Source organism: Pseudomonas sp. BT-42-2 (assembly GCF_025847435.2).
GTDB lineage: Bacteria > Pseudomonadota > Gammaproteobacteria > Pseudomonadales > Pseudomonadaceae > Aquipseudomonas > Aquipseudomonas urmiensis.
Genome location: NZ_JAOYTM010000004.1, coordinates 301,344 through 322,431 on the forward strand (window position 1 = coordinate 301,344; position 21,088 = coordinate 322,431).

The 21,088-nt window shown below is 57.3% G+C and carries 21 protein-coding genes; 10 read left to right on the plus strand and 11 right to left on the minus strand.

Annotated elements, in window-relative coordinates; all coding sequences use genetic code 11:
* The first annotated feature begins 9 nt into the window (after positions 1-9).
* Positions 10-774, plus strand: a complete 765-nt coding sequence (locus OIU19_RS04030; protein WP_264233512.1) for a DUF72 domain-containing protein — start codon at positions 10-12, stop codon at positions 772-774.
* 72 nt (positions 775-846) lie between these two features.
* Here the strand turns inward: OIU19_RS04030 and OIU19_RS04035 are convergent, their stop codons facing one another.
* From OIU19_RS04035 to OIU19_RS04070, 8 genes are all read right to left on the minus strand, one after another.
* On the minus strand, positions 847-1,275 hold the full coding sequence (locus OIU19_RS04035) for a winged helix-turn-helix domain-containing protein (protein WP_372353284.1): 429 nt from the start codon (positions 1,273-1,275) through the stop codon (positions 847-849).
* 10 nt (positions 1,276-1,285) lie between these two features.
* Positions 1,286-1,921 (minus strand): glutaredoxin 2, encoded by a 636-nt coding sequence (gene grxB / locus OIU19_RS04040; RefSeq protein ID WP_264233513.1) that lies wholly within the window; start codon positions 1,919-1,921, stop codon positions 1,286-1,288.
* 36 nt (positions 1,922-1,957) lie between these two features.
* Positions 1,958-2,710 (minus strand): SDR family NAD(P)-dependent oxidoreductase, encoded by a 753-nt coding sequence (locus OIU19_RS04045; protein WP_264233515.1) that lies wholly within the window; start codon positions 2,708-2,710, stop codon positions 1,958-1,960.
* Positions 2,711-2,770: 60 nt separating this feature from the next.
* Positions 2,771-4,801 (minus strand): pyrroloquinoline quinone-dependent dehydrogenase, encoded by a 2,031-nt coding sequence (locus OIU19_RS04050; protein ID WP_264233516.1) that lies wholly within the window; start codon positions 4,799-4,801, stop codon positions 2,771-2,773.
* Between the two features lie 11 nt (positions 4,802-4,812).
* Positions 4,813-5,211: a glucose dehydrogenase gene (locus tag OIU19_RS04055; RefSeq protein ID WP_264233518.1), complete on the minus strand. Its 399-nt coding sequence runs from the start codon at positions 5,209-5,211 to the stop codon at positions 4,813-4,815.
* A 30-nt stretch (positions 5,212-5,241) separates the two neighbouring features.
* Positions 5,242-6,543 carry an MFS transporter gene (locus OIU19_RS04060; protein ID WP_264233520.1) on the minus strand — a complete coding sequence of 434 codons (1,302 nt, stop codon included), beginning with the start codon at positions 6,541-6,543 and terminating at the stop codon, positions 5,242-5,244.
* A gap of 128 nt (positions 6,544-6,671) precedes the next feature.
* Positions 6,672-7,673: a transketolase family protein gene (locus OIU19_RS04065; RefSeq protein ID WP_264233521.1), complete on the minus strand. Its 1,002-nt coding sequence runs from the start codon at positions 7,671-7,673 to the stop codon at positions 6,672-6,674.
* The gene (locus tag OIU19_RS04070) at positions 7,670-8,527 is read right to left on the minus strand and encodes a transketolase (RefSeq protein ID WP_264233523.1); all 858 of its coding nucleotides are present in this window, start codon (positions 8,525-8,527) and stop codon (positions 7,670-7,672) included. The genes OIU19_RS04065 and OIU19_RS04070 overlap by 4 nt, the downstream gene beginning before the upstream one ends.
* Before the next feature lie 150 nt (positions 8,528-8,677).
* On the opposite strand from OIU19_RS04070, the gene OIU19_RS04075 reads away from it, so the two are divergent.
* Positions 8,678-9,562 carry a LysR substrate-binding domain-containing protein gene (locus tag OIU19_RS04075; RefSeq protein WP_264233525.1) on the plus strand — a complete coding sequence of 295 codons (885 nt, stop codon included), beginning with the start codon at positions 8,678-8,680 and terminating at the stop codon, positions 9,560-9,562.
* A 62-nt stretch (positions 9,563-9,624) separates the two neighbouring features.
* Here OIU19_RS04075 and OIU19_RS04080 read toward each other — a convergent pair whose 3' ends face one another.
* Positions 9,625-10,215, minus strand: coding sequence for a TetR/AcrR family transcriptional regulator (locus tag OIU19_RS04080; protein WP_264233686.1), 591 nt, complete (start codon positions 10,213-10,215; stop codon positions 9,625-9,627).
* A 129-nt stretch (positions 10,216-10,344) separates the two neighbouring features.
* Here OIU19_RS04080 and OIU19_RS04085 point away from each other — a divergent pair, with 129 nt between their 5' ends.
* The 6 genes from OIU19_RS04085 to OIU19_RS04110 all read left to right on the plus strand — a co-directional run bounded on the left by OIU19_RS04085 (position 10,345) and on the right by OIU19_RS04110 (position 15,966).
* A complete protein-coding gene (locus OIU19_RS04085) occupies positions 10,345-11,184 on the plus strand; it encodes an alpha/beta fold hydrolase (protein WP_264233526.1) in 840 nt (279 codons plus the stop codon).
* 55 nt (positions 11,185-11,239) lie between these two features.
* Positions 11,240-12,094, plus strand: coding sequence for an alpha/beta fold hydrolase (locus tag OIU19_RS04090; RefSeq protein ID WP_264233527.1), 855 nt, complete (start codon positions 11,240-11,242; stop codon positions 12,092-12,094).
* A gap of 62 nt (positions 12,095-12,156) precedes the next feature.
* Positions 12,157-13,143, plus strand: a complete 987-nt coding sequence (locus OIU19_RS04095; RefSeq protein WP_264233528.1) for an MDR family oxidoreductase — start codon at positions 12,157-12,159, stop codon at positions 13,141-13,143.
* Between the two features lie 26 nt (positions 13,144-13,169).
* Entirely contained in the window at positions 13,170-13,913 is a 744-nt protein-coding gene (locus OIU19_RS04100; protein ID WP_264233530.1) for an SDR family NAD(P)-dependent oxidoreductase, read from the plus strand.
* 52 nt (positions 13,914-13,965) lie between these two features.
* Positions 13,966-14,967 (plus strand): NADP-dependent oxidoreductase, encoded by a 1,002-nt coding sequence (locus tag OIU19_RS04105; RefSeq protein ID WP_264233532.1) that lies wholly within the window; start codon positions 13,966-13,968, stop codon positions 14,965-14,967.
* A gap of 471 nt (positions 14,968-15,438) precedes the next feature.
* Positions 15,439-15,966 carry a phenolic acid decarboxylase gene (locus OIU19_RS04110; RefSeq protein WP_264233533.1) on the plus strand — a complete coding sequence of 176 codons (528 nt, stop codon included), beginning with the start codon at positions 15,439-15,441 and terminating at the stop codon, positions 15,964-15,966.
* 143 nt (positions 15,967-16,109) lie between these two features.
* Here the strand turns inward: OIU19_RS04110 and OIU19_RS04115 are convergent, their stop codons facing one another.
* The gene (locus OIU19_RS04115) at positions 16,110-17,057 is read right to left on the minus strand and encodes an AraC family transcriptional regulator (RefSeq protein WP_264233535.1); all 948 of its coding nucleotides are present in this window, start codon (positions 17,055-17,057) and stop codon (positions 16,110-16,112) included.
* A 223-nt stretch (positions 17,058-17,280) separates the two neighbouring features.
* Between OIU19_RS04115 and OIU19_RS04120 the strand changes: the two genes are divergently transcribed.
* The gene (locus tag OIU19_RS04120; RefSeq protein ID WP_264233537.1) at positions 17,281-18,309 is read left to right on the plus strand and encodes an alpha/beta hydrolase; all 1,029 of its coding nucleotides are present in this window, start codon (positions 17,281-17,283) and stop codon (positions 18,307-18,309) included.
* 81 nt (positions 18,310-18,390) lie between these two features.
* Positions 18,391-19,584 carry an MFS transporter gene (locus OIU19_RS04125; protein ID WP_264233540.1) on the plus strand — a complete coding sequence of 398 codons (1,194 nt, stop codon included), beginning with the start codon at positions 18,391-18,393 and terminating at the stop codon, positions 19,582-19,584.
* Between the two features lie 166 nt (positions 19,585-19,750).
* On the opposite strand, the gene dctA is transcribed toward OIU19_RS04125, so the two are convergent.
* Positions 19,751-21,064, minus strand: a complete 1,314-nt coding sequence (dctA, locus tag OIU19_RS04130) for a C4-dicarboxylate transporter DctA (protein ID WP_264233541.1) — start codon at positions 21,062-21,064, stop codon at positions 19,751-19,753.
* Between the last annotated feature and the right edge of the window lie 24 nt (positions 21,065-21,088).

The following is a 21,088-nucleotide window of genomic DNA, read 5'->3' on the forward strand; positions in this document are numbered from 1 at the left end:
GCATTGGTAATGATCTACATCGGGTGCGCCGGCTGGAACCTGTCACGGCCTTCTTTGGAAGAATTTCCCGTTTTGGGTAGCCACTTGCAGCGTTACGCGACTCGCCTTAACGCGGTAGAGGTCAACAGTTCGTTCTATCGATCGCATCGGCCCCAAACCTATGCTCGGTGGGCAGCGTCGGTGCCAGAAGGTTTCAGATTCTCGGTCAAGGCGCCACAGACAATCACCCACGAACGGCGGTTGATGAATTGTGAGACACCGCTGAAGGACTTCCTAGAGCAGTGCGGCCAGCTCGAAGGCCGTCTCGGTTGCATTCTGCTGCAGTTACCACCGTCACTGCAGTACGAGGCAAAAATTGCTCAGAACTTTTTTGAGCTAATGCGCAAGCACTACGCGGGGCCACTGGCGCTAGAACCTCGACATCCATCCTGGCGGGATGCAGACGCTAAATTGTCGGCATTTCAAATCGCCCAGGTAGGCGCGAGTCCACCCCGTTTCGGTGACGATGAGCAGCCCAGTGGTTGGCCAGGCATGGTGTATTGGAGACTGCATGGCGTCCCCCGGACTTACTACAGTTCATACCCGAAAGCGTATCTGCAGCGCTTGTCGCAACGGCTCGAAGTGAGTAGGGCCAACAATGTGCCCACCTGGTGCATTTTCGACAACACCACGTCCGGCGCTGCGTTAGGCAACGCTCTTATGATGCAGGCATTGCTCAACCCTGTTGAGGCCGCGAGACAGCGAGTGAGTGTGGCACCAAGTAAGGCGTGTTAGACCAGTGAAGGTCCTGGGTAGCAATTCGCTCTCAGGGATTCACGGCTTGATGAGTTCAGGCGGCATAAGCTGCTATGAGAGACTGTGGCAGGTGGAGCATTGCTCAAGAGCTTGCAGTCGAAGTCCCTGCCTTCTGAATGTCTTTATTTCAAACGGCGCCTGCAGTGTGTGAAGTATTTTTCTCAAATAGCAGATCTGAACGTCGATGATCTTGGTGCCAGGGTTGAATTGATATCCCCAGACCTCGCTGAATATCGTTTTTCTGCTCATCACCGTCCCTTGGTTGAGAAGGAGGAGTGCCAAGAGACGGGCGGGCGTCGCCTGGAGCAATAGGCATCGCTCATTGACGCGTAAGAGATTGACGCGTGTATCCAGGATTAGAGTCGCATCCATGCCGACAGCAGATATCTTTATCTGGCCAGCTTCGCTGTACCAGAACCGCTGTTCGATACTGCTACCCGCCCTCCGCCCGCACTGGGCAACCACCTCGGATCTGGACATGGTATGTCGCTCAGCCGTGGTGCTCGAACAAAAGTGGAACACCACATGAAGCGCTCAGGCGCTCCATGTAGTCACGAACCAGCTTCGGGAACTCAATCTCACGGACGATAGACAGCGACCGAAGCACCGGCCACAGTGTGATGTCGTTGATGCCAAGAGCCTTTCTCTCAGCTACAAGTGGTGCCAAGGCCTCAAGCATAGGCTGGATAGATGCAAGTAGTTTTGGCATGGCTTCGCGCAACATCCCCAGATTACCAAAAGCCAGCTCTTCACGCTGACGGTAGGCCTGTTTCGCCTCTGGCGTGGCGATCTCTGCGAAATTGCCCTCTACGAATCGTGGGATAAACAGTCTGAGTGCTGTTGGCCACACTTCCTTGATCCACTCATCCAGTGCGCGGTCTTGCGGAGCAAGGAGGGCAGTGGGCCCCAAACTATCCAGGTATCGAACAATGTCCAGGCTTTCGCCGATGTGGCTTCCGTCATCCTTGCGCAAGATGGGCAGAGCCTTCTTACCGATCAGTCGAATCGGCGTCTTGGCGTCACCCTCCATGACGACTTCAAGAGTAACTGGAAGACATTTGAGCCCAACGATCATCCGGGCCCGTGTGCAGAATGGGCAGTGTTCGTAGATGTAGAGTTTCATCATGTTGACCTCTCCAATAATCTGTCCGGCGTGATGGACTCAGAACTGCACTGAACGAGTGAGTCCACCGTCGACCAGCAGGTTTGTGCCCGTTGTAAAGCTGGCAGCAGGGCTGGCCAGGAAAACCACGGCCTTTGCTACCTCCTCCGGCGTAGCCATACGTCCCATCGGGTTTTCGGCCAGGCATTTGGCAAAGGTTTCGGGCTGCTCCCGCTCGATGTCACCCCATACACCATCAGGGAAGTACACGTTGCCAGGGGATACTGAGTTGACTCGAATACCCTCGCTTGCATGGCGAACCGACAGGGTTTTGCCATAGTGAAGCAAGGCGGCCTTCAAGATGCCGTAGGGTTCTGCGAACATATCAACCTCACGGCCCGATACGCTTGAGATCAAGACTACCGAAGCTGCTTGCGACTCGCGCAGAGCTGGCAGAGCCGCTTTGACCATCGTGGCACTGCCCAGCAGGTCGGTATCGAAAGCTCGGCGCCAGGTCTGCAGATCATCTCCCCCGGCCAGGGCACTGACGTTTGGTATGACAATGTCGAGCCCGCCCAAGCGCGTCGCCGCATTATCTACCCAGGCACGAACCTGTTCTGGTTGGGTGACGTCTACGGCAGTGCCCGAGGCGTGTTCACCAAATTCGATCTGGGCGTTGCGCACGCCCTTTTCACCGCGAGCGCAGAACGCAACGTGCGCGCCTTCGGCGAGGAAGAGCTGGACGATTGCTCGGCCAATGCCCCGCGATGCGCCGCTGACCAAAACGCGCTTACCCTGCAGACCTAGATCCATGGTTTTTCTCCTCTGTCGAATAGCTCCAAGACGGGGCCCTAGCGAGCCCCGACGCTGGCCTTACTTGCGTAGCTTGTAGGCAATGATCTCGTCGCTGGTTCCGGTTTCCATAAAGGCATGACCTGAAGCAGAAACCAGTACGTATTGCTCGCCGTTGACCTCATAGGAAATCGGATTGGCTTGCGCACCCACTGTCAGCACGTCTTCCCACAGCACTTCACCGGTGGCCGTGTCGATGGCGCGGAACAGGTTGTCAGTTGCAGCCCCAACGAATGTCAGTCCGCCCGCCGTGGTCACGGTGCCACCGTTGTTGGGCAAGCCGATATTGAGTGGCAAGTGCGACGGGATGCCGAACGGGCCGTTGCGACGCGCGGTGCCCAGAGGTTCGTCCCATACGGTCTTACCGGTGTCCAGGCTGACTGCACGAATTCCACCGTAGGGTGGCGCCGAGCACGGCACGCCGGTGCCCCAGTTGCGCCAGCCGGCATTTACGCTGATTGCATACGGTGCGTTGACCTGCGGATAAGTCGAGGCGCCGCCTTCACCTTTACCTGACTTGCTGCCGGCCTTGTTCAAGGCCGTCTCGTCAGGCTTCGGCGCGTAGATAGGTTTAAGCCCCATCTTGTCAGCCTGCTCTCGCGGGATCAGTTGGTTGAGGTTGGGGATGTCGTTGTAGTTGGCAATCAACAGCCGTCGCACCGGATCGATGGCCACCGAGCCCCAATCCGACCCACCGTTGTAGCCAGGGTATTGAATCCATGGGCGATCGACGGAAGGCGGCGTTAGATAGCCCTCGTAGTTCGCCTGGCGGAACTGAATACGGCACATCAGCTGGTCAAGTGGGGAAAAGCCCCACATGTCTGCTTCGGTCTTGGGGGCCTTGCGCAAGGTGTGCCACTCGGAGGTGGGCTGAGTATCGGCCAGGAAGTCTGGCTCCACAGATCCGCCTTTCGGGGCCTTCACCTCGCCGATAGGGATCAGCGGTTCGCCTGTGGCACGATCCAGGATGTAGATATCACCTTGCTTGGTCGGCAGCAGCACCGCGGGTACCGGCTTCCCATCCTTGCCCGGGTAATCCAGCATGGTCGGTTGACTGCCCAGGTCGTAGTCCCAGACATCGTGGCGAATGGTCTGGAAGTGCCAGACGTCTTTACCCGTTTTTACGTCTACCGCCACCAGTGAGGTGGAATATTTGTTCTCGGCTGCGCTGCGGTTGGAGCCGTAGTAATCGATCGAAGAGTTGCTGATCGGCAGATAGACATAGCCAAGCGCCTCGTCGCCAACTGCTGCCGTCCACATGTTCGGCGTGCCACGGGTGTAGGTGCTGCCTTCAGCTGGGCCATGAACGTTTGCCGGGTTAGCCAGATCCCAGGCCCAAGCCATTTTTCCCGTTACGGCGTCATAGCCGCGAATGACACCTGAGGGCGCATCTTCATCCTGGCCGTCCCGAATCTGCGCACCGGTGACAATCACACCGTTGACGATGGCGGGCGGTGCCGTTACTGCGTACCAGCCGGGGACTTTCTTACCCAGACCTTCCCACAGATCAACCGCGCCATTTTGACCAAAGTCTTTGCAAGGCTCACCGGTATGCAGGTCGACCGCGACCAACCTCGCGTCGAGGGTGGCCTCGACAACGCGGCTGCGGCATTGGGCGGATTCAGGAAGCTGCGGGGCGGTATATACCGCGACGCCTCGACAGGCTGCTGCGTGAGGAATGGCCTGGTCGGGGACGCCAGGGTCATGGCGCCAGTTCTCTTTACCTGTTGCGGCGTCGATCGAGATGAGTATGTTTTTGGCAGAGCACATCAGCAGATCGTTGCCGATCTTGACCGGCGTTGTTTCTGGTGAATAGCGGCTGCCCGGGTTCGGTAGATCCCTGGTGTGATAGACGAAGGCGCGCTCCAGGCGCCCGACGTTATCAGGGGTAATCTGCTTGAGTGGGCTGAAGCGCTGGGCATTGTGATCGCCACCGTAGAACGGCCAGTCGCTGCCGACCTGCGGTACGTCCCGAGCCTGAGCGAACTGCATCTGCAGCGTGCAAGAAACCGCAATGGCAAGCACGCCACCGCATTTGACGGATGTGAACATGACAGACCTCGTTACGCAGCAGTGCGGGGAGCGCGGCGCAGCGCCGGCGACAGGAAAAGAATGAGCAACAGGATTACGGTCATGGCCACCAGACGTGGCACCAGCCCCCACCAGTTAAGTCCGACCTCCCACAGTGCCCAGATCACGGTCAGCCCCCAGATAACGGCGAAGAGGTACAGTGCGCTGCGCCGTTGCTTCCAGAGCAAGGCTGCGGCGACTATGCACCCTGCACCTGTGAGGCCGTAGTACCAGCTTCCGCCCAACGCGATTAGCCATACCCCGCCTCCGAACAGGGCCATGCCAAACACAACAAGGGCCACCGCCAATACGACGGTTGCCAGCCGCCACTTCCCGCCAGAACCAGACTGGGCCTGGTCGTTGTTGCGGGATACACCACTACGTTGATTCATGACGCTACTGCTTCCTTCATTACAAGTAATTCAAGCCACCGCCTGATTGGCAGGTGTGACCAGCCCGATCGGGCGGCGGGTACAGAACATCGAGAGGATCGCGCCCACTACCAGCAAGGCGCCGACCACCACGAAGGCCAAGGCAAAGCTGCCGGAGCCGGCAACCACATAGCCGGTCACGATCGGCGCCAGCAGCCCAAACAGATTGCCGACCGCTGTGATGAAGCCTGCTGCAGTGCCGACGTCGTCTTCAGAGCGCACCAAGTCGTTCACAAGCGAGAGGTTCAGAGAAATCGCCGAAGCGCAGGTCGCCAACGACAGGGTGATCACAAACAGAATTGACCAGGTGCTGTCGATCGCTGGCACCAGAAAGATGACCGAAGAGGCGAGCAACACACTCGCTACCACCATGCGACGCTGTCCTGTTTCGGCTGCACCTGGGCGCATCGCCTTGTCACTCAGGCGGCCAATAACGATGGCGAGAATCGCCGCACCAAGGTATGGGATAGCGGTGTAGATGCCGCTGGACATCACTGTCAGGCCTTTCTCAGCCTGCAGGTAGGTCGGCAGCCAGGTCAGGAAAAAGTAGGTAGCGTAAACAGCGCACCCATGCGATAGGGCAATGGCCCACATGCTGCTGGAGCGTGCGAGGCCCTTGAGGCCAAGCGACACAGCCTGCGCCGGCTCGGCCCCGTGTGAGACGCTACCTTCAGCAATCTCCGCGCGTTCGGCATCGTCAAGCCATGGGGCTTTGGCAGGGTGGCTGTACCATTTCAACCAGGCAGCCAGCCAGAGGAATCCCAACGCACCGGCTACGACAAACGCGATGCGCCAGCCAAACGCGCTAATCAGCCAGCCAAAGCCAATGGCGCCGATGGCCGGGCCTACCAGGCTGCCGCTGTGGAACACGGCGGTGGCCATGCCACGCTCTTTGAGTGGCATCCATTCGCGGATGACGCGCGCGCCGGCAGGGTAGGTAGTGGCTTCACCCATGCCCATGATTAGCCGGCACGTGAGCAATGAAATAAACCCGGTCGACAATGCGGTGCAGGCAGTGGCTACCGACCATACCCCGATGCCGTAACCGTTGACCTTTTTAGGGCCAAAGCGGCCTACGAGGTAGCCCATGGGGATGAGGGCCAGAAAGTAGAGCCATACGAAGGACGAGAAGAGGTAGCCCATCGCAACCGGCGAGATATCGAATTCCTCCTTGAGCACTTTGGAGGCAACCGAAAGCGAAACTCGGTCAACGTAGTTGATCAGTGTCAGGGTGAAGAGAAACGCGTAGATCCACACACGCTTTTTCTTCAACAGACTGGTGTCTTTTTGCATCGCCATCACCTTGTAGTTATAGGGACGATCCAGGGACGAAACACTCGGTGCGTCGGCACAATGGCTCGCTCACCTTGCCCGGGCAGTGGGCAACGCAGAGTGAGCGGCCATCGCAGATCAGCAATCGATCAGCCCAGCCAACGCTGGATGTTGGCGACCATGACTTCTTTGGAAATGCCGTAGCGGTCATGAAGGGTCGGCAGCGCACCTGCATCCAGGAACTGGTCAGGCAGCGCCACGTGACGAACTTCCGGTTGCACGCGGGCTAGTAGCAGCGCCATGGCTATGGCCTCACCGAGGCCACCGATCTGGGTGTGGTTTTCCGCGATGACAACCAGCCGGCCTTCGCGGCGACATTGTTCCAGGATGGTCGCGACATCGAGCGGCTTGATCGTCGGTACGTGCAAGACCGCGGTGTCGATTGTGTGCTTGGCCAGTTCGTCTGCTGCTTCAAGGGCGCGCATAGTCATGAGGCCCGAGGAAATGATCAGCACATCTTTGCCGTCACGTAGCAGCTTGGCTTTGCCCAGCTCGAATGTGTAGTCGTACTCATCGAGGATGAGGGGCACGCGTCCACGGGGTAGGCGCATGTAGACCGGGCCGTTATGCTCCGCTATCGCGGCTACACATTGCTCCGTCTCCAGTGCATCGCAAGGGTCGATGACCATCATCTGGGGGATGGCTCGCATCATCGCCAAGTCTTCGGTGGCCTGATGGCTTGGGCCGTAACCGGTAGTCAGGCCCGGCAGCGCTGCACAGATCTTCACGTTCAGGTTCTCTTCAGCGATTACCTGATGAATGAAGTCATAAGCTCGGCGAGTGGCGAATACTGCATAGGTGGTGGCGAACGGTACGAAACCTTCTTTTGCCATACCTCCAGCCGCAGCCATGAGCAGTTGCTCGGCCATACCCATCTGCAGGAAACGCTCTGGATAGCGTTGGGCGAAGATATGTAAGTCGGTGTACTTGGCCAGATCAGCAGTCATGCCGACGATGCGAGGGTTCTTCTGGCCTGCCTTGACCAGGGCGTGGCCAAACGGTGCAGACGTGGTGCGCTGCCCCTCGCTGGCGATGGACGCGATCATGGACGACGTGGTGAGCTTCGGCTTTGCTGGGGAGGCGGCGGTCATTGTGGGCTCCTTGGCGCGTGGATCTCATCGAGGACTGCGAGGGCTTGCTGCCACTCCTGGGGCTCGACCCGGATGAAGTGGTTCTTGTCACGCTGCTCCAGGAAGGGCACGCCTTTACCCATCAGAGTGTCGAAAAGAATGACTCTCGGTTTTTCGCCTTGTACCGCCCGCGCGATGTCGAAGGCCTGGATCACAGCCTGCAGATCATTGCCGTCGACGCGTTGCACGTGCCAACCGAACGCGGCCCACTTGTCGACAAGAGGCTCGAACTGGAGGATGTCGTGGGAAGGGCCGTCCGCTTGCTGGCGGTTGATGTCCACCAGATTGATGAGGTTGCCGAGCTTGTGGTGCGAAGCCGACATGGCAGCCTCCCACACCGCGCCCTCGTCCAGCTCGCCATCGGACATCGAGTTGTAGACGAACGCATCGTTACCTTTCATGCGCAAACCCAGCGCCTGGCCCACCGCAATAGCCAGCCCCTGGCCTAGGGAGCCGCCCGAAATTTCCATGCCGGGTGTGTACGTGGCCATGCCGGACATCGGCAAGCGACTGTCGTCGGAGCCATAGGTTTGCAGCTCATCTTCTGGCAATACGCCGGCTTCCAGCAGCGCGGCATACAGGGCGATTGCGTAGTGCCCATGGGAAAGCAGGAAGCGGTCACGGCCTTCCCACTCGGGTTGATCCGCGCGAATGTTCATCGCGTGGCAGTAGGCAACAGCCAGTACGTCGGCCCAGCCCAGTGCCTGGCCGACATATCCTTGGCCCTGGACTTCGCCCATACGCAGGGCGAACCGTCGGATTCGCCAGGCATGCGTCGACATCCGGGCAAAATGGTCATTGCGACTCTCGGTCATATTGTTCTCCATTGGTGACCAGCGATCCGGAGTTACTGACGCAACGGATTCATCAGTAACCAGCCGAATTGAGTAACCCCTTGATGATCATGTAAAAATACAGGCTCGACAAAAGGTTTAAATTCGCCAGTCAATGAATTGGATTCACCAATGAAGATCTTGAAAAAGGTACCTCTCTCAGCCCTGAGGGTATTCGAAGCGGCGGGTCGAACCTGCTCTTTTGTAGAAGCAGCAAAGGAGCTGGATCTCTCGTCAAGCGCGGTAAGCCATGCCATACGCAAATTGGAAGTCGCCGCTGAAGTCTCTCTTTTCACTCGCAGTACGCGCCATACGGCGCTGACAACCGAGGGCGCCATGCTGCTGGATCATGTGCAGCGTGGTTTCGAGGAGATGAGCCGGGGATTGGCGATTGCGACCAACGAGCCCGCAGTGCCGCTGCGCCTTCACGTGGCACCGACGTTCGCCAGCCAGTGGTTGGTGCCGCGCCTGGCCGGCTTTCTGCGTGATCATCCCGGCATCGACCTGCGGATATCCGCCAGTACTGACTATGCACTGTTCGACAACGATGATTTCGACCTGGACATCGTCTACGGCGAACCCAGGGTCTCTTCGCACGAAAAGACGCCGCTGCGCATTGAAGAGCTAACACCCCTATGCAGTCCTGAGGTTGCCCAGCATCTTCGCTCCCCGCAGGATCTGTACTCCCAGTTTCTTATCCAGAGCGATGGTCAATCCGTGCAATGGAAAGGGTGGTTTGCGGCCAATGGAATGCATCCACCGAACAGTTACGGCTTGGCGTTCGATCGAAGCTCCATGGGTATTGCAGCAGCGGCGGGCGGCCTGGGAGTAGTGCTTGAATCTGACCTGGTGGCTGAGCAGGAGCTGGCAAGCGGTCGGCTGGTCAGCCCGCTTCGGCATGTCAGCAACAGTGTCCGCTACGTTGGCCACTACCTCGTGCATCCTCGGCGGCATAGGCAACCGCACGCAGTGACTCAGTTCAAGCAGTGGCTGTTCAAAGAGTTAGCTGTCCCTTGATGCTGAATGGGGGCTCGGAACTCCTATCATTTCGGGACAAGCTTCAAGTTCAGCTCGTAATATCAGACCGGCTGGCGGCCTTGCTGCACCTGCTGTTTATCGCCTAGAGGCGCCAATTTGTCCAAGATCTGCTCACGACACACGCTTAGCACTTCATCAGCAAGCGGAGAATCGTCCGGGCAGGCTCGAGACAGAATCAAGGCGCCGAGGACGTGCGCAAATGTATCGATGATTTCCGCCCGGCTTACCTTAGGCTCGTTTCCCTGTAAAACCTCCAGCACCCCCTCAATTCCAGCCTCGTAAACTGCTTTGATGTCATCTGACTGGCGAGCAGCGTCTCCTCCCAGTGCCGCTAGCGTGCAACCTTTTCCTTTCTCATCGCGGTGCTTGCGAGACAGGTAGAAATTGACGAAGTCCGCCAACTGGATGCCGTGCAGCTGCTCGACCGTCTTATTGATTCCGCAAGTCGCGGATTCGCCCATCAAGTCCGCCTTGGACTTGAAGTGCTTGTAAAAACCGCCGTGAGTGAAGCCGGCAGCAGCCATGAGGTCGGCAACACCCACGCCGTCGTAGCCGCGTTCACGGAATAACGTAGAAGACGTCTCCACGATATGGGCCCGGTTAGCTTGTGCCTGGGCCTTTGTGACCTTCATTTCTGTGCTGTCTCCGCTATCAAGCCAGCCAATATCATACATTGATGATGTTCATCATCAAAGGCGTTGACTGGTAAGATTATGATCATCATCATTAGCCCATGTCTTCCACCGAGAGAGCAAAACGTCATGAGCTATACCCATTTCACCGTTCCGACCCGCACAGTTGAAGTAGGCGGTGACGCTTTCACTTACCGTCGCTGGGGCAACCCTTCTGGTGTGCCGCTGGTCTTCATCGCCCACTTCCGTGGCGGGCTCGATCACTGGGATCCGATCATCACTGATGGTCTGGCGGCGGGACGTGAAGTCATCCTGCTCAACGGTAGAGGTGTGGCTTCTTCGTCGGGTATTCCGGCCACGACCATTGAGCAAATGGCGGATGACATTGCAGCAGCCATCAAGGCCCTGGGGCTGACCCAAGTCGACCTGCTCGGCTTCTCAATCGGTGGACTGCAGGTTCAGGAAGTGGCACTTCGTCACCCTGAGTTGGTGCGCAAGCTTCTGCTGATCGGCACCGGACTGCGCGGCGGCGATCCAACCATGGCGGAGGGTGTGAAAGAAGCCGCTTCGAACCCCGTTCCGACCATCGAAGACTTCCTGTTTCTTTTCTTCGGTCGTTCGGAAACTGCCAAAAAAGCGGGCCTGGCTTTCTGGGAACGGCGCAACCAGCGTTCCGATCAGGACACCCCAAGCTCGATTGACGTTGCCCTGGCCCAGGGCGCTGCTTTTGCAGCCTATGTCCAGTCGGCGCAGGGAGAGAACCGCTTCTCCTACCTCCACGATCTCAAGCAGCCCACCTTGGTAGTCAATGGCGTCGACGACGTCATGATCCCTTCGATCAATTCGTGGAACCTGGTGCAGAACATCCCCGATGCCCAGTTGCTGATCTACCCCGACTCCGGTCACGCCGCTCATTTCCAGTATCCCGAGCGCTTCCTGAAGCACGCGCTCCAATTCCTGGAAGAGTAAGACCACGCCTGCTGGGCTGCTGCAAGCGGACCTTTACCCATTTGAGATTACCCACATGACTCAGTCTTTTGACACTGAAATCAAGTACATCGCTGCACCCAACAAGACTCTCAAGGTCGATGGTGTTGCCTTCGCTTACCGTGAGCTGGGACGCAAAGGTGGTGTCCCCCTCATCCTCCTGAACCACTGGGGGGCCGTTCTTGACAACTTCGATCCACGCATCGTCGATGAGTTGGCCAAGCATCACCATGTGATTGCCACGGACTATCGCGGCGTTGGTTTGTCTGGTGGCGTTGCACCGCTCACCGTCGCAGAAATGGCCCGCGATTGCGTGGCGTTTATCAAGGCGCTGGGCTTCGACAAGGTCGACCTCTTCGGCTTCTCGTTGGGTGGCTTTGTTGCTCAGCAGATCGCGATCACCCAACCCGGCCTGGTGCGCAAACTGATTCTGACCGGCACTGGCCCTGCAGGGGGTAAGGACATTGACCAGGTCGCCGTAGTGTCCATGCCGCTGATTGAGAGGGCGACGTCCGAAGGGATCGATCCGAAGACCTATCTCTTCTTCACTTCGAGTGAGGCGAGCCAGCAGGCTGCCAACGCTTTTCTGAAGGCCATGCTTGAGCGCCAGACCGACCGGGATGTTCCAGTCACCCAGGAAGTATTCGGTCGCCAGCTTCAAGCCATCCAGGCTTGGGGGCAGCAAGCCCCGCAGGACTTGTCTAGCCTGGATATTCCAGTACTCATCGCCAACGGCGACCAAGACATCATGGTGCCGTCCGAACTGAGCGGTGATATGGCAGAGCGCATTTGCGGCTCTACGCTGGTTATCTACGAGGATGCGGGCCACGGGGGGATTTTCCAGAACCACGCTGACTTCTCCGCGAAAGCGCTCGCCTTCCTTGCTGCCTGATCCATTTATCAACATTTGAGCAAGAGCGGGGCTTCCCGTTTTTCTTGCTGAAGGAGTACCTCATGACATTCAAAGCGCTGCTTCTCACCAAAGAGGGCGAATCGGTCTCGTCGAACGTGGTGAATTTCTCTGAAGCGGATCTCATGCCAGGGGACGTCACGGTCGCTGTGGAGTTCTCCACGGTGAACTACAAAGACGCGATGGCACTCACGGGGCGCGGTGGTGTGGTGCGCAGTTACCCCTTGATCCCTGGGATCGACTTCGCCGGCACCGTCATCGAGTCGAGCAACCCGGAATTCAAGGCAGGAGATCGGGTGCTCGCAAATGGCTGGGAGCTGAGCCAGAGCCACCATGGTGGTTTTGCTCAAAAGGCCCGGGTGAAGGGCGAGTGGCTGGTCAAAATCCCGGATGAATTCACCACCAAAGACGCCATGGCCATCGGAACCGCTGGTTACACAGCGATGCTGAGCGTACTGGCACTCGAGCACGGCGGACTGACTCCCGAGCGTGGCGATATCTTGGTGACCGGGGCCAACGGTGGTGCTGGCTCTATCGCTATCGCGCTGCTGTCGAAGCTCGGCTATCGAGTGGTCGCCTCAACAGGTCGTCTCAGCGAGTCGGACTACCTCAAGTCGCTTGGTGCCGCTGAGGTCATCGACCGTCATACGTTGTCTGAAGCAGGTCGCCCAATCGGGGCTGAGCGTTGGGCCGGTGCGATCGATTCGGTGGGTAGCTACACCCTGGCCAACGTACTGGCCCAAACCAAGTATCGCGGTGTTGTAGCCGCCTTTGGTTTGGCTCAAGGCGCTGACCTTCCTGGGTCGGTGCTGCCCTTCATTCTGCGCAACGTCACGCTCGCCGGCATCGACTCGGTGAATGCACCGCGTGAAGTGCGCCTTCAAGCGTGGTCTCGCCTGGCACGCGACCTCGATTTGGTCAAGCTGGGTCAGACCGTCCAAACCGTTGGTTTGGCAGATGTACCGCGGGTTGTTCGCGAGCTTTTCGAAGGGAAGGTGCGTGGACGTACTGTGGTCAATGTGAACGAGTGAGGCCATCACTTCAAGGAGTCGGATAAATGAGTCAGCCTACTGCAATCGTGTTTGGTGTTGGTACTGCCCGAGGTGTTGGGGGAGCGGTCTGTAAGCGTTTTGCCCAAGAGGGGTATCACGTCATTGTCACAGGCCGAACCTTGGAAAAGATTGAGGAAGTCGTTGCAGACATTCGGAGTTCTGGCATCGGGAGCGCCGAAGCGTTGCAAACTGATGTCACCGTCGAAGAGCAAGTCATCGCAGCGTTTGACCTTGCGATGTCTCCAGGCGCGGGCCGAGCCCCTGCCGACGTCGTGGTCTTCAACGCGGGCAATAACGCCCTGATCGATTTCACTCAGCTCACGGCCAGCCAGTTCGAGGACTTTTGGCGAGTAGGCTGCTACGCAGGCTTCCTCGTTGGCAGAGAAGCAGCCAGGCGGCTGGTTCCTCTCGGGCGAGGCACCGTGATTTTTACCGGTGCTTCTGGAAGCTTGAGGGGCAAGCCTGGCTTTGCCCACTTTGCCGCCGCCAAGGCGGGATTGCGGATGATCTCTCAAAGCATGGCACGCGAGTATGGGCCTAAGGGTATTCATGTTGCTCATGTCGTCATCGATGGCGGCATCCTGGGTGATCGACTGCGAAATGCCGCCCCGGGCAGGGTGGAGAGCATCGGGGAAGAAGGGCTGTTGGGATACGAGGCGATTGCTGAGAACTACTGGACGTTGCATCGCCAGCCACGATCCGCCTGGACTCAAGAACTCGACCTTAGGCCGTTCAAAGAAAGTTGGTGATTGCCTGATCACCTGCACTTCGGGCACATCTGCATGTTGGAATTTTGAAGATATGAAAGCGTTTCTGATTGATCGCTACGGCAAAGACGTCGTTGGTGATATCACTGAAGTTCCAGAGCCAAAGGTGGGTGATTTCGATGTTCTGGTTGAGACCCACGCTGCAAGCGTGAACGTTCTTGATATCAAAATTCGGAAGGGCGAGTTCAAGTTGATTCTGCCTTTCAAGATGCCCCTGATCTTGGGTAACGATGTCGCTGGCACCGTGAAACGGATCGGTGGGAAAGTCAGCCGCTTCCGAGTGGGCGACGAGGTCTACGCACGTGTAGATCAGGCGCGTATGGGCGGCTTTGCGCAATTCGTCGCCGTCAACGAAGCGGCAGTCTCGCCCAAGCCTACCAATCTGAGCATGGAGGAGGCGGCTTCACTGCCATTGGTGGCTCTCACAGCCTGGCAGGCTTTGGCGGAAATGGCTAACGTTCAACCAGGGCAAAAGGTTTTGATCCATGCCGGCTCCGGTGGCGTCGGTAGCATCGCCATCCAGGTCGCCAAGCACCTGGGAGCATTCGTCGCAACAACCACGAGTACCGTCAATGTGCCGTGGGTTAAGGCGCTGGGTGCCGATGTGGTGATCGATTACAAGACCCAGCAGTTCGAATCGCAGCTGAGTGATTACGATGTCGTGCTCAGTGGACTGGGGGGGGACGTTCTCGAAAAATCCCTCCAGGTACTCAAGCCAGGTGGTCAGTTGATTTCCATCTCTGGCCCACCTACCCCTGAGTTTGCTGAGCAGCTTCGCCTTTCCTGGTTGTTCAAGCAGGTCGTGCGTTTGATCAGCCGTGGGATCAGGAAAAAATCTGAGCAGAAGGGCGTCAGCTACAAGTTTCTGTTCATGAGGGAGAGTGGTGCGCAACTGGCTGAACTGGCCAAGCTGGTTGAAGCCGGCGATATCAAGCCTGTGGTAGATCGCACCTACCCGTTGGGCTCGACGCGTGATGCTCTGGCTTACGTCGCGCAAGGCAGAGCCAAAGGCAAGGTGGTCGTGAAGGTGAGGTGATCACCTAAGAGCAAAGGGGAGCGAAAGCTCCCCTTTTTGATGGCTAGGGGGTTCGTAGGGGTGTGGCTCAATAAACCATCGACGACGTATTCCGCCCTGGCCCTGGTTCGGTAGTCAAGAAGCACACGAATGCTGTGACCATGACACTCACGAGCACCACTCCAAGCACCGCATGCGAGGGCAAACGTGAGCAGGGTGCCGCAGGTGGTCTTCAGGTAATCCTTTCGATCCATTGCGGTCATTCACATCCCTCTGTTTGAAATGCCTGTCTCAGAGATCAGCCTTGCCGCCCAGCTTTCATATGCAGGGGACGACTGGCGAGGGCCGCATCGCCCTGCTAGCCTGAAACATCGTGTTCAAGAAGCTGTGTTCAATCATGAACTTATCTAATTCATGATTCAGTCTGATAACCGCTCAAAGCAATCGGTCAGATCGCGATCACCGTTCCGTTCTATGGAAATAGGAGCTTCCATGCAAAATATCACTGATATAGAGCCGGCTCAGGATTTGTCATCTTTCATCGGTACCCACTTCATCTATACGTACGCCAACGGCTGGAAATATGAATGGTACGCTCGTAATGCGCACACTTGTGACTACCGAATTCATCAGGGGCTAGTCGGCGGACGGTGGGTAACGCATCAAACGATGACCTTGGTGCAAGTCGGCCCGGGTCTTTTCAAAGTTGATTGGCATGAGCCGACCGGGACCTGTGTGAGCCTTTTGTTCGACGTTGCGCAACGCCGACTTCACGGAACAATTTTCTTCCCCCAATGGATTGCTGGAGAAGGGCAGCACCCGGAGAAAACAATCTGCTACCAGAATGACTTCATAGAGGACATGAATCGATTTCGAGACGAGGGCCCGGCGTACCCTTATGTCATTATCAGCGAATTCGCCAAAATAACATTTATGGAACAACGCGGCGCTGATAATGATGAAGTGATAAATGCTGCGCCCGGACAACTTCCAGACGGTTTTCTCGATAGACAAAATTGAGGTCTAGTTTCGATTGAGTCCGACGCTCAGCGATTGCGTCCTAGTAATATGCGTTGGGGTGGGTAAAAGGCCATTCGAGCGTATTCCCTGACCTGCTTTCTGCTGCCCCACCCCGGGTTGACCGGCTTCTCGAGCGCTGAGGCTCAAGGTAGGCCAGGAGTGACGGCAGCAGCTCTCTCTGCACTTGAACGCAGTTCTGCGATGTCGCGCTTTGGCGGTGTACCGAATTGACGCACGTACTCGCGGCTGAACTGTGACGGGCTTTCATAGCCGACCTTGAAGGCAGCGGTAGCGGCATCCAGATGCTCGTTGAGCATCAACCTTTTTGCCTCGTTCAACCTCAGCCATTTTTGGTACTGCAGCGGGCTCATGGCGGTGAGCTGACGGAAATGCTGATGGAAGGTGGAGAGCCCCATCTGAACCCGGGAGGCCAGTTCGTCCACTCGCAGCGGCGCGGCGTAGTTCAGCTTCATCCAGTCGATGGCCTTGGCAATTCGATGGCCCTTGCTGCCTACGGAGGCGATATGGCGCAGCAGAGGGGCCTGGTCACTCAACAGCAACCGATAGTGGATCTCTCGTTGTACCAGAGGCCAAAGTACCGGTATCGCAGCCGGCTCCTCTAGCAGCTGAATCAGACGGGCGAAGCTCTCCAGCAATTTCGGGCTCAGTTCTCCCACGCCAGCGCTGGTATGGAAAGGCTGACCATTTACAGGAAGATGACCATCTTGCGCAATCAGCTCCGCCAGCGTGCGCAGGTCGAGCTTGAATACCAAGCCAAGACACGGTGCTGCATCGCTGGCCATCGTGACGGCTGAATTGGCGGGAATGTTCAGCGAGGTGACCAGAAAGCGAGTCGTATCGTAGGGGAATACAGCACCGCCAATGACCATTTCCTTGGCGCCCTGCGCGACCAGCACCACGCTCGGCTCGACGATGCAGGTGATTGGAGGGGCTGGGGCGTTACGTCTATACACGCTGAGGTCGGCAATGCCTGTCGCGAAATCACCAGCAGTGGGCGCGTGGGCGCCGATCACCCTGCACAGGGTGGCCAGTGGGTTCGTGCTTACGGGTAGCGGTGCGGTGGCGGCCATGGTGAGGATTCCGATCATCGTATGGCAAAACACTACTTGCGCGTCACTTCAACTGTCCATGTCCGAAGCGTACGGTCTGGACATTTAGGCAAGAAAACTGACCGTTTGCTCTACTGATGCGCCGCTTCACGCGCAGAAGATTAGGGCTAGGCGAGATGGTCAGTGTTTTTAGCAATGAAGGCCACTCGTTGCACTTCCATTTTGAGCAGACAGGAAGATGTGCATGAGGTCTTTATTCGTTGCGTTTGCCTTGATGGTCATTCCATTCACTGCGGGAGCCGCCGATATGTCCTATGGGGCCAACAATTTCTACAAGAGTGAGCAGGTTTCACTCGAACGGGTTTCCTTCAAAAACCAGTTCCAGATGACCACGGTCGGCAACCTGTACCTTCCGAGAAAACAGAGCGTCAATGCCAAGCATCCTGCCATCATCGTCGGGCACCCAATGGGGGCGGTGAAGGAGCAGAGCTCGAATCTTTACGCACAGAAACTGGCTGAACAAGGCTTCGTTACCCTTGCCATCGACCTGTCGTTTTGGGGCGAAAGCGACGGGCGTCCACGTAACCTGGTATCACCGGACATCTACGCCGAAGACTTCAGTGCGGCAGTCGACTATCTCAGCGCCCAGGGCTTCGTGGATCGTGACCGTATTGGCGTGTTGGGCATCTGCGGCAGCGGTAGCTTCGCCATCAGTGCCGCGAAGATCGACCCACGCATGAAAGCCATTGCGACGGTCAGCATGTACGACATGGGCGCCGCCAATCGCAATGGACTCAAGCAGGGTGTTACTGTCGAGCAGCGCAAGCAGGTTATTGCCGAAGCGGCTGCCCAGCGTGATGTCGAATTTGCCGGTGGGGACACCCAATACACCAGCGGCACGGTTGATCAGCTGACTGAGCAGTCCAATGACATCGAGCGGGAGTTTTACGATTTCTACCGCACCCCACGCGGTGAATTCACCCCCAAAGGGTTGTCGCCGCTTCTGACGACGCATCCCACGCTGACCAGCAATGTCAGGTTCATGAACTTCTATCCGTTCAATGACATCGAGACGATCTCGCCACGTCCGATGCTGTTCATTGCAGGGCAGAACGCTCATTCCCGTGAGTTCAGCGAGGAGGCCTATCGCCTGGCCGGTGAGCCTAAAGAACTGGTAATCGTACCAGGCGCAGGCCATGTCGATCTCTACGACCGCGTTGAATTGATCCCCTTCAGCACGTTGACCACTTTCTTCGGCGAGAACCTCAAGTAACTACTGCTGTCACTGGGCCCCGCTCTTACACGCTGGGCTAGGGCATCCGTGTCTTTTGAAATGGGTACATCGAGAACCGCCATGAGCAGCACTGCAATATCCCTTCAACATTCAAGCCGTCAGATATGGGGCGCTGTCCTTGCGATGTCGCTCTGTGCCTTCGCCCTGGTGGCCTCTGAGTTCCTGCCAGTGAGCTTGCTCACGCCGATTGCGTCCGAGTTGTCACTTACCGAAGGCCAAGCTGGGCAGGCCATTTCCATCTCGGGTTTGTTCGCTGTAATCACCAGTCTGCTGCTTGCCACCGTCACCCAGGGGATCGACCGCAAGCCTGTGCTGTTGGTCACAACTTCGCTCATGCTGGTTTCCGGGGGGATGGTGGCGTTTGCCCCAAACTACCTGACGTTGATGGTAGGGCGCGCCGTGCTGGGCATTGCCATTGGCGGCTACTGGTCGATGTCCACTGCAGTGATGATGCGCATCGCACCTGAGGCGCTTGTGCCCAAGGCCATTGCCGTTATGCAGGGCGGTACCGCGTTGGCTACGGCAATTGCGGCGCCCGCTGGAAGTTATCTGGGTGGCATGATTGGTTGGAGAGGAGCATTCGTTTGCGTTGTGCCTTTGGCCGCCTTGGCGTTGATCTGGCAAGCCTTCACGCTGCCAGCCATGCCGAGCGAACGGACCCAAGTATCGGCCCTCGGATCCCTGCGTTTGCTGGTAGATAGCGAGGTCGCCCTCGGCATGGCTGCAGTAGCCTTCCTGTTCATGGGACAATTCACACTGTTCACTTATCTACGACCTTTCCTGGAAACGGTCACGCGTGTCGATGTGCCCACCCTCTCGCTTCTACTGTTGATTATCGGTGCCGCAGGTTTGCTGGGCACTATGTTGGTCGGCCCTCTTGTTAGCCGTAACCTGAATCGCGTTCTGGTGGGAATACCGTTGATCATGACAGCCATCGCATTCGCCGCTATCGCTGTGGGTGGCTGGATAGTTCCAGTTGCGGTTTTACTCGGCATATGGGGACTGATCGCAACGTGTGCGCCAGTGGGGTGGTTTACCTGGTTGGCCAAGGCGCTGCCGCACAATGCAGAAGCCGGTGGCGGGCTGATGGTGGCGGTGATTCAATTGGCTATCACTGCAGGCGCAACAGTAGGCGGTTTGTTGTACGACGGGATCGGCTACCCGGCTACCTTTCTTGCCAGTGGCGTATTCTTGCTCATCGCAGCCACGCTGAGTGTTATCACAAATCGCAGGCCAGCGACGCTAGCCATGTAGAGCAGGCTTTCGACTTTTTTGGCGTCCCGCATTGCAGGCATTGTGGGCCGCTCGAAGACTACGGACCTTCTTCAGTTGAAACCCGCACCCGCTCTGACAAAGGTCTCGGCCAACTCTGCATAAAACGCCGACGCCTGCGGCTTGAAGAGACCGTCGGCGTTCTGCATCATTTTTGTGGCGCGTAAACTTCTTCTTTACCGGCTGCCTTTTCGTTATTGAGGGCAGCGATTTCCCGCTTAGCGGTCTCTACGTCAAACGAGTTATCCCACTTCGCTATTGCGATGGTGCCAATGCCATTTCCGATGAGATTGGTTACTGCTCTGGCTTCATTGAGGAACCTGTCGATGCCCAGCAGCAGTACAAGACCAACGAGAGGAATTGAATGAATGGTGGTGAGGGTCGCGGCAAGTGTGATGAAGCCCGCACCTGCGACACCTGCAGAACCCTTCGAAGTGAGTAGGAGAACACCCAGCAAGACCAGCTGATCCATGATCGATAACGGTGTGTTGGTCGCCTGGGCCACGAAGATCGCAGCCATGGTCAGGTAGATGCAGGTGCCGTCGGCGTTGAAGGTGTATCCGGTGGGTAGCACCATTCCCACCACGGATTTCTTGCAGCCGAGCTTTTCAAGCTTTGCCATCATTCGCGGTAGCACGGCTTCGGTTGAGCAGGTACCCAATGTGACCAGGATTTCATCCTTGAAGTAGCGCAGGAACTGCGTCAGCGGAAGGCCAGACCAGCGAGCTACTGCCCCCAAAATCACCACAATGAAGATCAGGGTGGTCACGTACAGGGCGATCAGCAATTGGCCCAGTGACAGAAGCGTGCCAACTCCATACTTACCGATGGTGAAAGCCATCCCGGCACCCGCTCCAATTGGGGCCAGACGCATGACCATTGCGACAATCTTGAACAGGCCATGCAGGAACAGGTCGATGATGTTGATTAGCGGTTTGCTGGTTGGGCCCATTTGCACCAAGGCAACGCCCATCAGCACCGACAGTAGAATCACCTGCAGCATCGAGCCTTTCGCGAAGGCATCCATGAAGGTGTGAGGGATGATGTTGAGGAGAAAGTCGACAGTTCCGCCCTGTTCCTGGGCGGCTTGGCTGTACTTGCCGATAGCGCTTGCGTCCAAGGTATTGGTGTTGATGTTCATCCCTACGCCCGGCTTGACGACGTTGACGACTACCAGGCCGATAATCAGAGCCAGCGTTGAGAGAATTTCAAAATAGATCAGCGCTTTCACGCCGATGCGACCCACCTCTTTGATGTCGCCCATTTTGGCGATACCCACCACTACCGTCCCGAAAATGATCGGAGCGAGCAGCATCTTGATGAGCTTGATAAAACCATCTGCAAAGGGTTGCAGCGTTGCACCTATGGCAGGCTCCAAGTACCCAATCAGCCCGCCGATGACGATGCCAATCAATACCTGGATATAGAGCTGGCTGTACCAGCGGGACTTGGTCGTTTCCACGAGCGCACCTCATTTTATTGTTGT

What these genes read in the sequence shown, in the direction of transcription:
- OIU19_RS04070 (WP_264233523.1), bottom strand. Translation starts at nt 8,527, where the DNA reads ATGACCGAGAGTCGCAATGACCATTTTGCCCGGATGTCGACGCATGCC.
- OIU19_RS04060 (WP_264233520.1), bottom strand. Translation starts at nt 6,543, where the DNA reads ATGCAAAAAGACACCAGTCTGTTGAAGAAAAAGCGTGTGTGGATCTAC.
- OIU19_RS04090 (WP_264233527.1), top strand. Translation starts at nt 11,240, where the DNA reads ATGACTCAGTCTTTTGACACTGAAATCAAGTACATCGCTGCACCCAAC.
- OIU19_RS04045 (WP_264233515.1), bottom strand. Translation starts at nt 2,710, where the DNA reads ATGGATCTAGGTCTGCAGGGTAAGCGCGTTTTGGTCAGCGGCGCATCG.
- OIU19_RS04115 (WP_264233535.1), bottom strand. Translation starts at nt 17,057, where the DNA reads ATGGCCGCCACCGCACCGCTACCCGTAAGCACGAACCCACTGGCCACC.
- OIU19_RS04055 (WP_264233518.1), bottom strand. Translation starts at nt 5,211, where the DNA reads ATGAATCAACGTAGTGGTGTATCCCGCAACAACGACCAGGCCCAGTCT.
- OIU19_RS04105 (WP_264233532.1), top strand. Translation starts at nt 13,966, where the DNA reads ATGAAAGCGTTTCTGATTGATCGCTACGGCAAAGACGTCGTTGGTGAT.
- OIU19_RS04050 (WP_264233516.1), bottom strand. Translation starts at nt 4,801, where the DNA reads ATGTTCACATCCGTCAAATGCGGTGGCGTGCTTGCCATTGCGGTTTCT.
- OIU19_RS04065 (WP_264233521.1), bottom strand. Translation starts at nt 7,673, where the DNA reads ATGACCGCCGCCTCCCCAGCAAAGCCGAAGCTCACCACGTCGTCCATG.
- OIU19_RS04075 (WP_264233525.1), top strand. Translation starts at nt 8,678, where the DNA reads ATGAAGATCTTGAAAAAGGTACCTCTCTCAGCCCTGAGGGTATTCGAA.
- OIU19_RS04030 (WP_264233512.1), top strand. Translation starts at nt 10, where the DNA reads ATGATCTACATCGGGTGCGCCGGCTGGAACCTGTCACGGCCTTCTTTG.
- OIU19_RS04100 (WP_264233530.1), top strand. Translation starts at nt 13,170, where the DNA reads ATGAGTCAGCCTACTGCAATCGTGTTTGGTGTTGGTACTGCCCGAGGT.
- grxB (WP_264233513.1), bottom strand. Translation starts at nt 1,921, where the DNA reads ATGATGAAACTCTACATCTACGAACACTGCCCATTCTGCACACGGGCC.
- OIU19_RS04035 (WP_372353284.1), bottom strand. Translation starts at nt 1,275, where the DNA reads ATGTCCAGATCCGAGGTGGTTGCCCAGTGCGGGCGGAGGGCGGGTAGC.
- OIU19_RS04085 (WP_264233526.1), top strand. Translation starts at nt 10,345, where the DNA reads ATGAGCTATACCCATTTCACCGTTCCGACCCGCACAGTTGAAGTAGGC.
- OIU19_RS04120 (WP_264233537.1), top strand. Translation starts at nt 17,281, where the DNA reads ATGAGGTCTTTATTCGTTGCGTTTGCCTTGATGGTCATTCCATTCACT.
- OIU19_RS04110 (WP_264233533.1), top strand. Translation starts at nt 15,439, where the DNA reads ATGCAAAATATCACTGATATAGAGCCGGCTCAGGATTTGTCATCTTTC.
- OIU19_RS04080 (WP_264233686.1), bottom strand. Translation starts at nt 10,215, where the DNA reads ATGAAGGTCACAAAGGCCCAGGCACAAGCTAACCGGGCCCATATCGTG.
- OIU19_RS04095 (WP_264233528.1), top strand. Translation starts at nt 12,157, where the DNA reads ATGACATTCAAAGCGCTGCTTCTCACCAAAGAGGGCGAATCGGTCTCG.
- OIU19_RS04125 (WP_264233540.1), top strand. Translation starts at nt 18,391, where the DNA reads ATGAGCAGCACTGCAATATCCCTTCAACATTCAAGCCGTCAGATATGG.